The organism is Actinoallomurus acaciae (genome assembly GCF_042429965.1).
Classification (GTDB): Bacteria; Actinomycetota; Actinomycetes; order Streptosporangiales; family Streptosporangiaceae; genus Actinoallomurus; species Actinoallomurus acaciae.
In genome coordinates this window covers 1-16,582 of the sequence record NZ_JBHLZP010000206.1, presented here as the reverse complement: position 1 = coordinate 16,582, position 16,582 = coordinate 1, and the positions used below count along the sequence as shown (strand labels likewise).

Genomic DNA, 16,582 nt, shown 5'->3' with positions numbered 1-16,582 from the left:
CCCACCGTCGCCGCCCGGCCCGCGGCCGATGTCGCCCCGGCCACCCGGCCGGTGTCCGCCGCCGGGTCACCGCCGCCGAGGATCGGACGCCGGACCGCCGGCGATCTTCTCTTCAGGTCCTGGAACCCGGTCCATCTCTTCGGGCTGAGCGTTCTCGGCGCGGTGGCGGGCATCTACTGCGAGTTCCATTTCGGCAGCATCTACGTCTCGGGTTACAACGCGAAGAAGTGCCTGGCGCTGGTCTTCGCGAGCGGCCTGCTCCTCGCGGTCTCGGCGGTCGTGTTCTTCACGGCCGTCGGCGGCCTGGCCTTCCGAAGGCGGGGCGAGGCCGGGAGCGGGACCCCGGCGCGCCCGTACGCGATCGGTCTCCTCGTCGTCCTGTTGCTCGCGGCCGGGCCGCAACTCCTCGGGGCGGTCACCGTCGTGCGGTCGCCCAACGGCTTCGACGGTGCCGACAGCATGGCGCTGTATCACTCCCTGAGCATGTGGCCTCGTCTCGCGAAGGCGTTCTTCTGGCTCGGCATCGTGTCCGTCGTCTCGGTCAGTCCCTTCGCCCTCATGCCGATGGCCCGGTACTTCTCCGCGGCCGGGCTGCGCCGAGCGCGGTAGCGTACGGGCGTGGCGAGCATCGAGGACGTGGCCGCGATCGCCTCGGCGCTGCCCGAGGTGACCGAGGGCACGCGTTACGGCAACCGCACGTGGCTGGTCGGAGGCAAGGGGTTCGTCTGGGAACGCCCGTTCTCCAAGGCCGATCTGAAGCGGTTCGGCGACGAGACACCGCCGGACGGCCCGATTCTGGCCGTCCGGGTCGAGGACCTCGGTGACAAGGAGGCCGCTCTCGCCGCCCATCCCGACGCCTTCTTCACCATCCCGCACTTCGACGGCTTCTCCGCCGTCCTGATCCGGCTGCGGACGGTGGCCGAGCAGGACCTGCGGGAGGCGATCATCGACGGCTGGCTGGCGTGCGCGCCACGAAGGCTCGCGGACGAGTACCTCGGCCGCCCCAGGTGAGGACGCCTGAGCGCGGCCGTCAGAGATCGAGCTTCTCGTCGCCGGAGCTGCGAGGCGTGGCGTAACGCTGGAGGTAGAGCTGCTCGCCGAGGGTCTCCAGCAGCTCCAGCTCGGTCTCCAGGTAGTCGACGTGCTCCTCTTCGTCCTCGAGGATGCGCTCGAAGATGCGTGCCGAGGTCACGTCGCCCCGTGAGCGCATCAGCTCGATGCCGGGCCGCAGCCGGCCGACGGCCTCCATCTCGATGGCCAGGTCGGAGCGGAGCTGCTCGGGTACCGTCTGGCCGATGCGCAGGGGGTTGATCCGCTGGTAGTTCGGCAGCGCTGACAGCATGAGCAGGCGGTCGGTGAGCGTCTCCGCATGCCGCATCTCATCGAACGACTCGGCCCTGGTGTGCTCGGCCAGCGCGGTGTACCCCCAGTGGTCCTGCATCTTCGAGTGCAGGAAGTACTGGTTGATCGCGGTGAGCTCGGCCGTCAGCTGCTCATTGAGCAGGTTGATGACGTCGGTGTCGCCTTCCATGTCACCCAATCGTGGCACGCCAAAGGCAAAGCGCGGGCAATGCCTCGCCGTGCGTACCAATCGGGCTCAGGCGGCCGCTTCGACGGCCTCCTCGAGCTCCGGCTCGGCCGGGCGCTCCTTGAGCATCGCGCAGATGCGGTTGACGCACGAACCGCAGCCCGGCCGCACGCCGCACGCCGCCCGGACCTCCTTGGCCGAGCAGGCTCCGGCCGCCATGTGCTCACGCACGACGTCCTCGGTGACGGCGTGGCAGACACAGACGTACATGGCGTAGGAACCTCCGGGGGCCGAGGCGATTAGGTAAGGCTCCCCTAAGCTAACCCATCGACCGGGGTTTTGGCCAATGTTCGCTGGTCAGAGGCGATGTAGCGTGCGTCACAAGCCCACGGGAGCGCCGGTCTGCGACGGTCTTGAGCAGTACGGGGAGTGGTCAAAAGCGTGTTCCTCCAGATGCGTGTGAGTCGATCACCTGGGGGAAATTGACCGATGTGATGCGTATTTGGCCTGGTGACCCTTACCCCCTGGGGGCCACCTATGACGGCGCGGGAACCAACTTCTCCGTCTTCTCCGAGGCCGCGGACAGGGTTGAACTCTGCCTGTTCGACGACTCCGGAGAGGAGACCCGGATCCCCCTCAGCGAACGCGACGGCTCCGTCTGGCACGGCTACGTGCCCTGGGTCGGCCCCGGTCAGCGGTACGGCTTCCGGGTGCACGGTCCCTACGACCCGGCTCAGGGGCTGCGCTGCAACGCCGCCAAGCTCCTGCTCGACCCGTACGCCAAGGCGGTCCAGGGCGACGTGGAGTGGAACGAGGCTCTGTTCTCCTACAGGTTCGCCGATCCCGACGCGCGGTGCGACGACGACAGCGGCCCGTACGTGCCCAAGAGCGTCGTGGTCAACCCGTTCTTCGACTGGGGCGAGGACCGCCTGCCGCGCACGCCGTACCACGAGACGGTGATCTATGAGGCCCATGTGAAGGGCCTGACCCGGCAGCACCCGGAGATCCCCGAGGCGGAACGCGGCACGTACGCGGGCCTGGCCCACCCGGTGATGATCGATCACCTGCGGGATCTCGGCGTCACCGCGATCGAGCTGATGCCGGTCCACCAGTTCGTGCACGACGACGCGCTGCTCCAGCGCGGGCTGTCGAACTACTGGGGCTACAACAGCATCGCCTTCTTCGCGCCGCACAACGGCTACGCGGCGAGCGGTTCGCGGGGCGAGCAGGTGCAGGAGTTCAAGCTGATGGTGCGGACCCTGCACGCGGCGGGCATCGAGGTGATCCTCGACGTGGTCTACAACCACACCGCCGAGGGCAACCATCTCGGGCCCACGCTGGGATTCCGCGGCATCGACAACCGCAGCTACTACCGGCTCGTCGAGGACGACCCGCGGTACTACATGGACACCACCGGCACCGGCAACAGCATCAACGTCCAGCACCCGCACGCGCTTCAGCTGATCATGGACTCGCTGCGCTACTGGGTGACCGAGATGCACGTGGACGGCTTCCGCTTCGACCTCGCCTCGACCCTGGCACGTGAGCTGCACGCGGTGGACCGGCTGTCCGCCTTCTTCGACCTGGTGCAGCAGGACCCGATCGTCTCCCAGGTCAAGCTGATCGCCGAGCCGTGCGTCGGCGAGGGCGGCTACCAGGTCGGCAACTTCCCGCCGCTGTGGACCGAGTGGAACGGCAAGTACCGCGACTCGATCCGGGACTTCTGGCGCGGCGCCGACGACACGCTGCCGGAGTTCGCCCGCAGGTTCACCGGCTCCAGCGACCTGTACGCCGACGACGGCCGGCGGCCGCTCGCCTCGATCAACTTCGTCACCTGCCATGACGGGTTCACACTGCACGACCTGGTCTCCTACGACCACAAGCACAATGAGGCCAACGGCGAGGGCAACCGCGACGGCACCGACGACAACCGCTCGTGGAACCACGGCGCCGAGGGGGAGTCCGGCGACGCCGACATCCTCGCGGTACGGGAGCGGCAGAAGCGCAACCTCCTGACCACGCTCCTGCTGTCGCAGGGCGTGCCGATGATCTCCCACGGCGATGAGCTGGGTCGCACCCAGCGCGGCAACAACAATGCCTACTGCCAGGACAACGAGCTGAGCTGGGTCGACTGGACCGACCGGCCGGAGAACGGCGCGCTGCGGGAGTTCGTCCGGCGGCTGACCACGCTGCGCCGCGACCATCCGGTCTTCCGCCGCCGCCGGTTCCCCTCCGAGGACAACGTCCAGTGGTTCACCCCCGAGGGCCTGCCCATGACGGACCCGGACTGGCGGACCGGGTACGCCAAGGCGATCACGATCTTCCTGAACGGTGACGCGATCACCGAGCCGGACCGGCGGGGCGAGCCGGTGCAGGACGTGTCGTTCCTGCTGCTGATCAACGCTTCCGACCGCGACCTGACGTTCACCGTCCCCGAGGCGCACCAGGGTCTGTGGACGGCCGTGATCGACACCACCACCAGCTTCATGCTCGAGGACGAGGAGACCGCGTCGATGACAGGCGACAAACCATTGGTCGAGGCACGCTCGATCCAGGTGCTCCAACGTGTCTAAGGCGCCGACCGCGACGTACCGGCTGCAGCTCAGGAAGGGATTCGGGTTCGCCGAGGCCGGCGAGCTGGCCGGTTACCTGGCCGCCCTCGGCGTCTCCCACGTGTACCTGTCACCGATCCTGCAGGCCACGCCCGGCTCGGCGCACGGCTACGACGTCGTCGACCACTCCCGTGTCGCCGAGGACCTGGGCGGTGAGGACGCGTTCCGCGAGATGGCCGCCCGCCTGCGTGAGCACGGCCTGGGCATCGTGATCGACCTCGTGCCCAACCACATGGCCATCCCGGCGCCGGAGACGCTCAACCCGGCGTTCTGGGACGTCCTGCGCGACGGTCCGGACTCGCCGTACGCGCGGTGGTTCGACATCGACTGGTCCGCCGGCGCGGTCGTGCTGCCGGTGCTGGGCTCGCCCGGGGACGAGGCCGAGGCCGACGGCGACGTCGTCCGCTACCACGACCACGTCTTCCCGCGCGGCGGCCGCTACCGCCTCGGGTACTGGCGCGACACCCGGCCGAACTACCGGCGCTTCTTCGACGTCTCCACGCTCATCGCGCTGCGCCCGGAGGATCCCGAGGTCTTCGACCGCACGCACGCGCTGCCGCTGCGGCTGGTGCGCAAGGGGCTGGTCGACGGTCTGCGCATCGACCATCCGGACGGCCTCGCCGACCCGCGCGACTACCTGCGCCGGCTCACCGGCCGCGCGAGGCCCGGCACGTGGGTCGTCGCCGAGAAGATCCTCACCGCCGACGAACGGCTCCCCGGCGACTGGCCGTGCGCGGGCACCACCGGCTACGACGCCCTCGGCGTGATCGGCGGGCTGTTCAACGACCCGGCGGGCGAGGAGCCGCTGACCGAGGCGTACACCGTCGTCACCGGAGGCCGCGGCGACTTCGAGGCGGTGGAGCGGGAGGCCCGCCGGTACGCCGCCGAGCGCATGCTGGTGCCCGAGGTCGACCGGCTCGCCGACCTGCTCGCGAAGATCCTTCCCGGCGACGACCCGGCGGCGCTGCGCCGGGCGCTCGTCGAGCTGCTCGTCGCGATGCCCGTCTACCGCACCTACGCGGTGCCGGGAGAGGAGCCGTCGGCGCACGATCTGGAGATCGTCGCCCAGGCCGCGGCCGGGGCGCGCGCCGCGCTGACCGACGGTGAGCTGCTCGACCGGGTGGTCCCGCTGCTGCTCGGCCTGGCCGGCCGTGACGCGCTGCGCGATGAGTTCGTCGTCCGGTTCCAGCAGACGTCCGCGCCGATGATGGCCAAGGGCGTGGAGGACACGGCGTTCTACCGCTGGTCCCGGCTCGTGTCGCTGAACGAGGTCGGCGGCGATCCCGTGCGGTTCTCGGTGTCTCCCGCGGAGTTCCACGCGTACTGCGCGGAGATCGCGGCCGAGCGACCCGGCACGATGACCACGCTGTCGACACACGACACCAAGCGGCAGGAGGACGTCCGCGCGCGGCTGGCCGTGCTCAGCGAGCTGCCCGCCGACTGGACCGAGGCGGTCGGGCGGTGGCGCGCCCGGGCGCCCGACAGCCCCCTCGACCCCGACCTGGACTACCTGATGTGGCAGACGATCGTGGGCGGGTGGCCGCTGTCCGGGCAACGGCTCAAGGAGTACCTGACCAAGGCCATGCGGGAGGCCAAGACGCGCACGGCCTGGGTGGACGGCGACGCCGCGTACGAGGAGGCGGTGCTCGCCCACGTGGACGCCGTGCTCGCCGACCCGGAGCTGGCCGACGACATCGAGGCGTTCGTGGCGCTGCTCGCGCCGTACGCGCGGGCGAACTCCCTCGCCCAGAAGCTCGTGCAGCTCACCATGCCGGGCGTGCCCGACGTCTACCAGGGCTGCGAACTCGCCGGGCTGTCGCTGGTCGACCCGGACAACCGGCGGCCGGTGGACTACGCGCGCCGCCGCGAGCTGCTCGCCGACCTCGACGCCGGGACGGTGCCGGCCGACCTCGGCGGGGAGAAGCTGCTCGTGACCTCGCGCGCCCTGCGCCTGCGGGACGAGCATCCCGAGTGGTTCTCCGGCGGCTACGAACCCCTCGCCGCCCAGGGCCCGGCGGCCGGGCACGCCCTGGCGTTCCGCCGCGGCGGCGCCGTCACGGTCGTGACCCGGCTGCCCGCCGGCCTCGACGCCCGCGGCGGCTGGGACGACACGCATCTGGCGCTGCCGGGCGGCCCCTGGCACGACCTGCTCACCGGCCAGTCATACGTCTCACCGGCGCCGCTCACGGGCCTGCTCGGCATGCTCCCCGTCGCGCTCCTGGTCGAGGCCGGATGAGGTACGAGGTGTGGGCGCCGGACGCCGCGAACGTCGAGGTGGAGGCCGGAGGCCGTCGCCACGCCATGGCTCCCTCGCTCGTACGGCGGGACTGGTGGACCGCCGAGGCCGAGGGCGCGGACTACGGGTTCGTGATCGACGGGAAGGGGCCCTTCCCCGACCCGCGGTCGCGGTGGCAGCCGGACGGGGTGCACGGCCTCAGCCGGGCCTACGACGACGACGCGTTCGCCTGGACCGACGGCGCGTGGCGCGGGCGGCCGCTCGCCGGCGGCGTCCTGTACGAGATGCACGTCGGAACCTTCACGCCGGACGGCACGTTCGACGCCGCCATCGAGCGGCTGGACCACCTGGTCGCGCTGGGCGTCGACGCCGTGGAGCTGATGCCTGTCGCGGCCTTCCCGGGCCGGCACGGCTGGGGCTACGACGGTGTGCACCTGTGGGCCGTGCACGACCCGTACGGCGGGCCGGACGGGCTCAAGCGCTTCGTCGACGCCTGCCACGGGCGCGGGCTGGCGGTCGTCCTCGACGTCGTCTACAACCACCTCGGTCCCAGCGGCAACTACCTGGGCGAGTACGGGCCGTACTTCACCGACGCCCACCGGACGCCCTGGGGCCCGGCGGTCAACCTCGACCGGCCCGGGTCCGACGAGGTGCGCGCGTTCATCGTCGAGAACGCCCTGATGTGGCTGCGCGACCACCACCTGGACGGGCTGCGACTCGACGCCGTGCACGCGTTGAGCGACGAGCGGGCGCTGCACATCCTGGAGGAGCTGGCCGTCGCGGTGGACGGGCTGCGGGCCGCGACGGGCCGGGAGCTGTTCGTCGTCGCCGAGTCCGACCTGGGCGACCCGCGCCTGGTCACCTCGCGCGAGGCCGGCGGGTACGGTCTGGACGCCCAGTGGAACGACGACTTCCACCATGCCCTGCACGCGGCGCTCACCGGCGAGCGGCAGGGCTACTACTGCGACTTCGGCTCGATGGAGGCCCTGGCCAAGACGCTGCGGGGCGCGTTCTTCCACGACGGGACGTGGTCGACCTTCCGCGGGCGCTCGCACGGCCGTCCGGTCGACCGCCTGCGCACCCCCGGCCACCGGTTCGCCGCGTTCCTGCAGAACCACGACCAGGTCGGCAACCGCGCCACCGGCGACCGGATCTCCGCGACGCTGTCGCCGGATCTGCTCAAGGTCGGCGCCGGGCTGATGCTCACCTCGCCGTTCACGCCGATGCTGTTCATGGGGGAGGAGTGGGGCGCCGCCACGCCGTGGCGTTTCTTCACCGACCATCAGGAGCCGGACCTGGCCCGCGCGGTGAGCGAGGGGCGGCGGCGCGAGTTCGCCACGCACGGGTGGGCGTCGGAGGACGTGCCCGACCCGCAGGACCCCGAGACGTACCTGCGGTCCGTGCTCGACTGGACGGAGCCGTCGCGGCCCGGGCACCGCGAGCTGCTCGACTGGTACCGGGATCTGATCGCGCTGCGCCGTTCCTGCCCGGAGCTGACCGACGCGCGGCTGACCGAGGTCGAGGTGGAGCACGACGAGTCGTGGATCGTCGTCTACCGGGGCTCGGTGCGGGTCGCCGCCAATCTCGGCGCGGATCCGGTACGGCTGCCGGACGGCGAGTTGCTCCTCGCCTCCGCGCCCGGCACACGCCCCGGCGGCGAGCTGCCCGGTGAGTCCCTCGCGATCCTCCGGATGGGCTGAACCGCTGGTCCCGGGTGCCGCTCAGGCCCGGCTGAGCCGCTCATCACCCTGCCGCCGAGGGTGGAACGTGCGGCGGTAGGCGATCGGCGAGACGCCCAGGGCCGCGTGCAGGTGCTGCCGCAGCGAGACGGCGGTGCCGAAGCCGGCCAGCCGGGCGATCTGGTCGACCGGCAGGTCGCTGGTCTCCAGCAGGTGCCGGGCCCGGTCGATCCGCTGGCGGGTGAGCCAGCGACCCGGGCTCATGCCGACCTCCTCGCGGAACCGCCGGCTGAGCGTGCGGACGCTCATCCCCGCCCGTTCCGCCAGGTCCGACAGTGACAGCGGCAGGTCGAGGCGTTCGAGCGCCCAGGCGCGGACCGGCGCGGTGCCGGCGTCGTGCGGTTCGGGGACCGGACGCTCGATGTACTGCGCCTGGCCGCCGTCGCGCCAGGGCGGCACCACGCAGCGGCGCGCCGCGTGGTTGGCCACCTCACTGCCGTGGTCGCGGCGTACGACGTGGAGGCACAGGTCGACGCCTGCCGCGGCTCCGGCGGAGGTGAGCAGGTCGCCGTCGTCCACGAACAGCACGTCGGGGTCCAGCCGGACGCGGGGGAACATTTTCCGGAACCGGTCGGTCTCGCCCCAGTGGGTGGTCGCGGGGCGCCCGTCGAGCAGACCGGCCGCGGCGAGTACGAAGGAGCCGGTGCAGATCGACATGATCCGCGTGCCCGGCCGTACGCCGGCGAGGGCGCGGGCGAGGTCCGCCCCGTCGTACGCGCCCGTGAACGGCGGGATCACGATCGTGTCGGCGCCGGCCAGCGCCGAGGCGTCGTGGTCGACGGCGATCGCGAAGTCGGCGGCGGTGCGCACCGGGCCGCCGTCCGGCGTGCAGGTGAGCACCTCGTACAGCGGTTCGTCCGCGGGGCCTCGGGCGGCGCCGAAGATGCGGCCGGGAATGCCCAGCTCGAACGGGATCGCGCCGTCCAGCGCGAGGACGGCCACGCGGTGGGGTGGCGGGCTCATGGCCAGATGCTTTCACAGGATGACATTCAGGCCACTTCCGGGCGGGCCGGGTCGGGCGTTGGCTGGGTGTCCCACCGAGGAGGAACATCATGACAACCATGCGCGCCGTCAGCCAGGACACGCTGGGCGGTCCGGAGGTACTCAAGGTCGTCGAGGTCGAGCGGCCGGAGCCGGCGCCGGTCGAGGTCCTCGTGCGTGTGCACGCGGCCGGGGTGAACCCGACCGACTGGAAGGCGCGGGCGACCGGCGGCCGGGCCGGGCACACGCCGCCGTTCATCCTGGGCTTCGACGTCTCGGGCGTGGTCGAGGCGGTCGGCGTCGGCGTCACGCTCCACCGGCCGGGCGACGAGGTCTTCGGCATGCCGCGCTTCCCGCACCCCGCCGGGGCGTACGCCGAGTACGTCACCGCGCCGCCCCGCCACTTCGCCCGCAAGCCGGCCGCGATCGACCACGTCCAGGCGGCGGCGATCCCGCTGGCCGCGCTCACGGCCTGGCAGGGCCTGGTGGACACCGCGGGCCTGCGTGAGGGGCAGCGGGTCCTCATCCACGCCGCCGGCGGCGGGGTCGGACACCTGGCGGTGCAGATCGCCAAGGCGCGCGGCGCGTACGTCATCGGCACCGCCCGGACGCCCAAACACGAGCTGATCCGCGCCCTCGGCGCGGACGAGGTGATCGACTACACCCGGGCCGACTTCGCCTCGGCGGTCCGCGACGTGGATGTCGTGCTGGACACGATCGGCGGCGACTACGGCCCCCGCTCGCTGCGGACCCTGCGCGACGGCGGCGTACTCGTGTCCATCCTGCCGGTCGGCGAGGAGGTGCGAGCCGCCGCGGCCGAGCGCGGCATCGCGGCGGGCTTCACCCTGGTCGAGCCGGACTACGCGGGGATGAAGGAGATCGCCGCGCTGGTCGAGGCCGGCCGGCTGCACGCCGAGGTCGACAGCGTGTTCCCGCTGGAGGAGGCCGGCAGGGCGCACGAGCTCGGCGAGCGCGGCCGTACGACCGGCAAGATCGTGCTGACCGTCTGACTCCCCGCGGGGGCGCGTCCGCCGCCGTATCGCTCTGGATGATCACGTACTGGTAAAAGATCAACGGCGGGGTAACCGGACACTCCGCCATGGACGTCTCTTGTAGCGCAGCAGGCCACGTAACAGGAGATATCCGTGTCCAGTGAGAACGCGGGACGTTTTTCGCCGCCCCGCCCCATGATCCGATCGCGCGTCGCCGTCGCGGCCTTCACGGCCGTCCTGGCCGGGCTCACCGGATGCGGAGGCGGACGCGCCCCGGCCGTCGCCTCGACGAGCGAGATCCCCGCCGAGGACGCCCCGGTGGCCGCCGATGCCGGCGCCGGTGCGGCCCAGCCCTGGTGCGGCGACACGGAATGGCTGCTTCCGGCGGCCGCGATGTACGTGTCGGTCTACCGGAAGAGGCGGCGCCCGATCGGCCCGGCCACCATCGACGCCGACCTGGCCGACGGGGGCAGGCTGTGGAAGGCCTACCGCGCCGGCGCGGCGACGCTGCCGGCGGACACGCACAGGCTGCGGGAGTTCCTCGTGTCGGTCGCCGCCGCCGAGGACGCCGGTACCGACCCGGAGGGCTACGCCCGTCACATCGTGGCCGGCTGCGACAGCTGACCGGCGCGCCGGGCCATTTCACATCTTCCTGAAGTGAATGGCGGCCGGCGCGGACGGTCGATAGGCCTGGGGAGACGCCTGTCAGGAGTCACGACCGCGCGGTCGAGCGAAGGGATGCGTGTGGTGTCCTCCCAGCTGAGTGTTGACCATGGCTCCGTACGAGACGCGGTCATGCGCATGGACGATGTGGCCGCCAGGCTTGATTCTCTGCGTCGGCTGGTCGACCAGAGCCACATCCCGCATCTCGCCTTCGGGCTGGTCGGCGAGAGCGTCCGGCACAATTACGCGATCTCCCTCGCGGACGAGCTGGACAACCTGGCCACCGGCATCGACAGGGCCCGAACCCACGCCGACGACCTCCACAGGTCCGCGGACCGCTACATGGGCGTCGAGGACGCCAATGTCAGGGCCGTGCTCCATGACATCGGCTGGATCCCCGACTCCCAGGGGGCCTTCAAACTGCGGCAGCCGCCATCGCCCCCCGCCGCGACTCCGGTACCGGCGACCGGCTCATCGGCGGACCTGATGGCCGTGCCGGCCACCGCGGCGCTGGCCGGTTCCGGCGCGACGGCGGTCGCCGCCCTCGGCATGGCGACCGCGGCGAACCTGAAGGCAAGCGCCGGGATGTCGGCCCTGACGATCGGGACGGCGCTCGCGTGGGGGGCCGTGGTCTGGTCGGACGACGGATCCATCGACCGGGCCCTGCGGAACTGGGACCAGGTGGCCAGGGAGGCGCGCGCGCTCTTCGGCTCCGACGTCACGGGGGTCCGCCGGGCGCTCCAGACGGCCTGGCAGGGCACCGCGGCGACCTCCGCGGACGGCAGGATGCTGGAATTCGTCATCGCGGGAATGGCGCTGGCCGACCGGGCCGAGCGCCGGGTCACGACACTGCGCGACATGATCAGCCAGCTGATCTGGATCCACCGGATCGCCTTCGCGATCTCCGCGCTCATGGTCGTGGCGACCGTCGCCGCACTCTGGTCGGCCGGCTGGTCGCTCACCGCGGCTGCGGCGTACGCCCAGACGCTGATCTGGGCGGTCGCCCTCATCGAGGGCGTGTTCCTGTCCTACGGCATGATCGCCTTGTGGGGGGACTCCCAGGAGGGCTTCGCCCTGAAGGGGGCCGACGACGGCTCCGCCACCCAGGCGGTGGCGGTGGTGACCCCGTCCAGGTCCCGCCGAAACCAGAAGGCCCCGCCGCCTTTCAGCTTCTGAACGGCGGTGCGCCAGCCCCGCGCGGTGCGGGGCGGCCGATGTGTGTCTGATATGTGCCACTTATATGGCTTGTGGCCGTTTCCTGGTAGCCTCGCGCTTCGCGTGTGCCGTGCCGTGGATGCGGGCCCACCCCCTGCCGGATGTCCCCCGAGGAGAGATCGTGCCCAACGGGTTGCTCGAGGTCCCTGTCGTCATGCTGGCGCGAAGCGCGACCTTCACCGCCGACATCCGGCCGGTCATCGGCGTCATCGCCGCCGTGCTGGCCGCCATCCTGGCCGCCCACGCGAGCTGGTACGTCACGGACCGCATCGTGTCCAGGCGGAACCGCACCGATCAGGACGAGTTCTGAACTCACCCGAACATGCGTCACCCCTCGGTCCGGTCAACGTGGCCGAGGGGTGGCAGTGCGGGTCACGGGGCTACTTCAGCAGGGCGCGTGACATCACGACGCGCTGGATCTGGTTGGTGCCCTCGTAGATCTGGGTGATCTTGGCGTCGCGCATCATGCGCTCGACCGGGTAGTCCCTCACGTAGCCGTATCCGCCCAGGAGCTGGACGGCGTCCGTGGTGATCTCCATGGCGGCATCCGAGGCGTAGCACTTGGCCGCGGAGGAGACGAACGTCAGGTCCGGCTCGGCCGCGCCGAGCATGCGGCGTTCGGACTTGGCCGCGGCGGCGTAGGTCAACTGCCGTGCCGCCTCCAGCTTCATCGCCATGTCGGCGAGCATGAACTGCACGCCCTGGAAGTCGCCGATCGGCTTGCCGAACTGCTTGCGTTCCTTGACGTACCCGATCGCGTAGTCCAGGGCGCCCTGGGCGATGCCCAGCGCCTGGGCCGCGATGGTCACGCGGGTGTGGTCGAGGGTGGCCAGGGCGGTCTTGAAGCCGGTGCCCTCCTCGCCGATGATCCGGTCGGCCGGGATGCGCACGTCGTCCATGATGACCTCGCGCGTCGGCGATCCCTTGATGCCGAGCTTCTTCTCCAGGGCGCCGAAGCTCACGCCCGGGTCGTTCTTCTCCACCACGAACGCCGAGATGCCGCGGGCGCCCTGGTCCGGGTCGGTGACCGCCATCACGGTGTAGTAGTCCGAGACGCCCGCGTTGGTGATCCAGCGCTTGGTGCCGTTCAGCACCCAGTGGTCGCCGTCGCGGACCGCGCGGGTCCTCATCGCCACGGCGTCGCTACCCGCCTCCGGCTCCGAAAGGGCATAGGAGAACAGGGCCTCACCACGTGCCACCGGGCTCAGGTAGCGTTTCTTCAAATCCTCCGAACCGGAGAGCAGGATCGGTACCGTGCCGAGCTTATTAACAGCAGGGATCAGTGATGAGGAGGCGCATGCTCGGGCGACCTCTTCGATCACGATTACCGTGGCGAGGGCATCCGCACCGACCCCCTCGTACGCCTCGGGAATGTGCACGGCGTGCAGGTCGGCCTGGATCAGTGCCTCGTACGCGGCCTGCGGAAACGCCGCCGTCTCGTCGGTCTCGGCGGCCTTCGGAGCGATCTTCGCGTCGGCGAGGGCCCGTACGGTCTCCCGCAGGAGCCCATGCTCTTCAGAGAGTTCGTACAGAGGAAAGTCTGAGGTCATGTGCCGATCGTACGCTGTCTACCTACTCGCCAGTAGGGCCGGTAGCATGCCGAGCGGCCCGTGGGGAAAGTCAGTGGGGTCGGGCATCAAATTCTCATGATGGGAGGCAGGGCCTTGGCGCAACGCTTGACCGTGATCGGCACTGGCTACCTGGGCGCCACCCACGCGGCTTGCATGGCCGAGCTGGGGTTCGAGGTGCTCGGCATCGACGTGGACGCCGACAAGATCGCTCGCCTGTCCGCGGGCGAGCTGCCGTTCTACGAACCCGGTCTCGAGCCCATCCTGCGGCGCAACCTCGAGAACGGACGGCTGCGTTTCACCACCTCCTACGATGAGGTGGCCGAGTTCGGCGACGTCCACTTCATCTGCGTCGGCACACCGCAAAAGCCCGGCGAGTACGCCGCCGACATGAGCTACGTCGACGACACGATCACGGCGCTGGCGCCGCGCCTCACGCGCGCCTGCCTCGTCATCGGCAAGTCCACGGTGCCGGTCGGCACCGCCGAGCGGCTCGCGCGCCGGCTGGCCCGGCTCGCCCCGGCCGGTGACCTGGCCGAGCTCGCCTGGAACCCGGAGTTCCTCCGCGAGGGCTTCGCCGTGGAGGACACCCTTCACCCCGACCGCATCGTCATCGGCGTGGAGTCCGACCGCGCCGAGAAGGTCCTGCGTGAGATCTACACGCCGATGACCGCCGAGGGCATCCCGCTGATCGTCACCGACTATCCGACCTCCGAGCTGGTCAAGGTCTCCGCCAACGCGTTCCTCGCCACGAAGATCTCCTTCATCAACGCGATGGCCGAGGTCTGCGAGGCCGCGCACGCCGATGTGACCAAGCTCTCAGAGGCCCTGTCGCACGACGACCGCATCGGCGGCAAGTTCCTCGGCCCCGGGCTCGGCTTCGGCGGCGGCTGCCTGCCCAAGGACATCCGGGCGTTCATGGCGCGGGCCGGCGAGCTGGGTGTGGACCAGGCGCTGTCGTTCCTTCGCGAGGTCGACGCGATCAACATCCGCCGCCGGATCCGCATGGTCGACCTGGCCCGCGAGCTGCTCGGCGGCTCGTTCATCGGCCGTACGGTCGGTGTGCTCGGCGCGGCGTTCAAGCCCAACTCCGACGACATCCGCGACTCCCCGGCGCTCGACGTGGCGACCACGATCCGCGCGCAGGGCGGCAACGTCACCGTCTATGACCCGCAGGCCCTGGACAACGCCCGCCGGGCCCATCCGGAGCTGGCGTACGGCACGTCGGCGCAGGACGCCGTCGCCCACGCGCACGTCGTCCTGCTGCTCACCGAGTGGCGCGAGTTCCGCGAGCTGGACCCGGACGAGCTCGGGGCGGGCGTCGCGGAGCGCAACATCGTGGACGGCCGCAACGCGCTCGACCCCGAGCGCTGGCGCGCCGCCGGCTGGCACTACCGCGCGCTCGGCCGGCCCTGACGGATCATCGGTTCACCGGCCCGGCTCCCCGTCCCGGGGGGCCGGTCCCTCCTCCTCCGTGACCGCCTTGAGCTGGACGAACGGGAGCCGCAGCAGTCGTACCGCGGCGTGCACCGCCTCCTCGCTCTCCCCGGTGAAGACGCACAGCAGGCGCGTCTGCGCGGGCATGTACATCCCGTTCGAGTAGTGCACCGGATGCCCCGACCGGGTCATCTGGCGCGCGGCGTCGGCGAGCGAGCGCTGGATCCCGGCCAGGCCGCCGGGCACGGCGTCGGCCGACAGCCCGATCGACAGGTAGACGGTGATGGGCTCCCCACCGGCGGAGGGCGTGACCAGTGCGGTCGTGTCGTCGACCCTCTCGCCGCACTCGGTCATGGGGGAAAACGGCCAGTCACCGGCGGCGGGGGACGGGTCGCCGGAGGCGTCGGGGGCGGGGTTCACCTGGGGCCTAGGAAAGCATTGGAGCCGCGGCGGCACGTCCACCATGGGGCACCTCCGTGTCACCCACGCGGACGCGCTCCGGGTGGGCGTTCGACGGATGATCGATCGCATGTCGGTTCGGATGCACGTGTCCCCCTCCCGCAGTCGGACCTACCTTCCACGATCGGCCCGCGGCGGTTCGCCGTCTTCATGGCCACCCACCGTTCCGTGCCCCCTGCCAGCCGTACCCCCGGATTCCGGTTACCCGGAAGCCGGGAAAAGCGCGCGTACTGTTGAGGAATGGCTGTCCGGTGCCTGATCGTCGACGACGATGACGGCTTCGCCGATGTCGCTCGCGACCTGCTGCGACGCGAGCAGATCGACGTCGTCGGCGTGGCCGCGGACAGCGCCCGCGCCCTGCGGCTGATGGTGAGCGCGCGGCCCGACGTCATGCTGATCGACGTCAACCTCGGCGACGAGAGCGGCTTCGACCTGGTCGAGGAGATCACGGGCGTCGACGGGCGGCCGATCCTGATCCTCATCTCCACCTACCGGCTGGACGACTACATCGACCTTCCCGTGCCCGGCGCCGCGGCGTTCGTCCGCAAGTCCGACCTGTCGGGCACCACGATCCGCCGGATCCTGGTCGACGCCGGTCAGCGTCCCGGCTGACCGAAGCCGGGGAAGTCCGGACGGTTCCGGATGGTTGTGACGCTCATGAGCGACCGTTACGCCGACGAAGCCGTCATCCGACGCATCATCACCGAATCGAAGACGTGGGCGTTCGTGGGTCTGCGCGACAACCCCGGGCGCACCGCGTACGACATGGCGCGGCTGCTCCAGTCGCGCGGCAAGACGATCGTGCCGGTCCATCCGGACGCGGCGACCGTGTTCGGCGAGCCCGGCGCCGCCTCGCTCGCCGAGGTGTCGTCACCGGTGAACGTCGTCGGCGTCTACCGGCGCGCCGAGCACGCCGGCGAGGTCACCGACGAGGCGATCGCGCTGTTCCGCACGTACGGCCCGCGGGCGGACGGCGAGGTCAGGGCCATCTGGTATCCGCTCGACGTGGTCGACGAGGCCGCCGCCGCCAGGGCCGCCGCCGCGGGCCTGGACGTCGTGATGAACCGCTGCCCGGCGATCGAGTGGCGCGCCTGCGCCTGCCGCGCTGAGCCGCGACGGCACGACCGCGCCGGTGACGGCCCTGACGCACAA

The 16,582-nt window shown here is 71.1% G+C and carries 17 protein-coding genes; 12 read left to right on the top strand and 5 right to left on the bottom strand.

Annotation, left to right across the window (positions count from 1 at the left end; genetic code table 11):
* Both ACFFNX_RS25370 and ACFFNX_RS25365 read left to right on the top strand, forming a co-directional pair.
* Window positions 1-609, top strand: a 609-nt coding sequence (locus tag ACFFNX_RS25370) for a hypothetical protein (RefSeq protein WP_378207160.1), incomplete at its 5' end; no start/stop codon positions are given.
* Between the two features lie 9 nt (window positions 610-618).
* On the top strand, window positions 619-1,011 hold the full coding sequence (locus ACFFNX_RS25365; RefSeq protein WP_378207157.1) for an MmcQ/YjbR family DNA-binding protein: 393 nt from the start codon (window positions 619-621) through the stop codon (window positions 1,009-1,011).
* Between the two features lie 19 nt (window positions 1,012-1,030).
* Here ACFFNX_RS25365 and bfr read toward each other — a convergent pair whose 3' ends face one another.
* Entirely contained in the window at window positions 1,031-1,531 is a 501-nt protein-coding gene (gene bfr / locus ACFFNX_RS25360) for a bacterioferritin (RefSeq protein ID WP_378207154.1), read from the bottom strand.
* 66 nt (window positions 1,532-1,597) lie between these two features.
* Window positions 1,598-1,798, bottom strand: coding sequence for a (2Fe-2S)-binding protein (locus ACFFNX_RS25355; RefSeq protein WP_378207151.1), 201 nt, complete (start codon window positions 1,796-1,798; stop codon window positions 1,598-1,600).
* Between the two features lie 221 nt (window positions 1,799-2,019).
* Here ACFFNX_RS25355 and glgX point away from each other — a divergent pair, with 221 nt between their 5' ends.
* The 3 genes from glgX to treZ are packed head-to-tail and all read left to right on the top strand — an operon-like array spanning window position 2,020 to window position 8,076.
* Window positions 2,020-4,101 carry a glycogen debranching protein GlgX gene (gene glgX / locus ACFFNX_RS25350; RefSeq protein WP_378207148.1) on the top strand — a complete coding sequence of 694 codons (2,082 nt, stop codon included), beginning with the start codon at window positions 2,020-2,022 and terminating at the stop codon, window positions 4,099-4,101.
* Window positions 4,094-6,376, top strand: a complete 2,283-nt coding sequence (gene treY, locus ACFFNX_RS25345; protein ID WP_378207145.1) for a malto-oligosyltrehalose synthase — start codon at window positions 4,094-4,096, stop codon at window positions 6,374-6,376. The genes glgX and treY overlap by 8 nt, the downstream gene beginning before the upstream one ends.
* Window positions 6,373-8,076 (top strand): malto-oligosyltrehalose trehalohydrolase, encoded by a 1,704-nt coding sequence (treZ, locus tag ACFFNX_RS25340; protein WP_378207141.1) that lies wholly within the window; start codon window positions 6,373-6,375, stop codon window positions 8,074-8,076. Before treY ends, treZ begins: the two co-directional genes overlap by 4 nt.
* 21 nt (window positions 8,077-8,097) lie before the next feature.
* Here the strand turns inward: treZ and ACFFNX_RS25335 are convergent, their stop codons facing one another.
* Window positions 8,098-9,078, bottom strand: a complete 981-nt coding sequence (locus tag ACFFNX_RS25335) for a GlxA family transcriptional regulator (RefSeq protein WP_378207138.1) — start codon at window positions 9,076-9,078, stop codon at window positions 8,098-8,100.
* Between the two features lie 98 nt (window positions 9,079-9,176).
* Between ACFFNX_RS25335 and ACFFNX_RS25330 the strand changes: the two genes are divergently transcribed.
* From ACFFNX_RS25330 to ACFFNX_RS25315, 4 genes are all read left to right on the top strand, one after another.
* Complete coding sequence (locus ACFFNX_RS25330) at window positions 9,177-10,106, top strand: NADP-dependent oxidoreductase (RefSeq protein WP_378207165.1); 930 nt, start codon at window positions 9,177-9,179, stop codon at window positions 10,104-10,106.
* A 177-nt stretch (window positions 10,107-10,283) separates the two neighbouring features.
* Entirely contained in the window at window positions 10,284-10,712 is a 429-nt protein-coding gene (locus ACFFNX_RS25325) for a hypothetical protein (RefSeq protein WP_378207135.1), read from the top strand.
* 171 nt (window positions 10,713-10,883) lie between these two features.
* Window positions 10,884-11,927 (top strand): hypothetical protein, encoded by a 1,044-nt coding sequence (locus ACFFNX_RS25320; RefSeq protein ID WP_378207132.1) that lies wholly within the window; start codon window positions 10,884-10,886, stop codon window positions 11,925-11,927.
* A gap of 160 nt (window positions 11,928-12,087) precedes the next feature.
* Entirely contained in the window at window positions 12,088-12,276 is a 189-nt protein-coding gene (locus ACFFNX_RS25315) for a hypothetical protein (RefSeq protein WP_378207129.1), read from the top strand.
* A gap of 70 nt (window positions 12,277-12,346) precedes the next feature.
* On the opposite strand, the gene ACFFNX_RS25310 is transcribed toward ACFFNX_RS25315, so the two are convergent.
* Window positions 12,347-13,516 carry an acyl-CoA dehydrogenase family protein gene (locus ACFFNX_RS25310; RefSeq protein ID WP_378207127.1) on the bottom strand — a complete coding sequence of 390 codons (1,170 nt, stop codon included), beginning with the start codon at window positions 13,514-13,516 and terminating at the stop codon, window positions 12,347-12,349.
* A gap of 99 nt (window positions 13,517-13,615) precedes the next feature.
* Between ACFFNX_RS25310 and ACFFNX_RS25305 the strand changes: the two genes are divergently transcribed.
* Window positions 13,616-14,950 (top strand): UDP-glucose dehydrogenase family protein, encoded by a 1,335-nt coding sequence (locus ACFFNX_RS25305; protein WP_378207124.1) that lies wholly within the window; start codon window positions 13,616-13,618, stop codon window positions 14,948-14,950.
* 12 nt (window positions 14,951-14,962) lie between these two features.
* On the opposite strand, the gene ACFFNX_RS25300 is transcribed toward ACFFNX_RS25305, so the two are convergent.
* Window positions 14,963-15,325 carry a hypothetical protein gene (locus ACFFNX_RS25300; protein ID WP_378207121.1) on the bottom strand — a complete coding sequence of 121 codons (363 nt, stop codon included), beginning with the start codon at window positions 15,323-15,325 and terminating at the stop codon, window positions 14,963-14,965.
* A 345-nt stretch (window positions 15,326-15,670) separates the two neighbouring features.
* On the opposite strand from ACFFNX_RS25300, the gene ACFFNX_RS25295 reads away from it, so the two are divergent.
* Complete coding sequence (locus tag ACFFNX_RS25295; protein ID WP_378207118.1) at window positions 15,671-16,042, top strand: LytR/AlgR family response regulator transcription factor; 372 nt, start codon at window positions 15,671-15,673, stop codon at window positions 16,040-16,042.
* Between the two features lie 45 nt (window positions 16,043-16,087).
* A partial coding sequence (locus ACFFNX_RS25290) for a CoA-binding protein (RefSeq protein WP_378207115.1) occupies window positions 16,088-16,582 on the top strand: 495 nt, incomplete at its 3' end.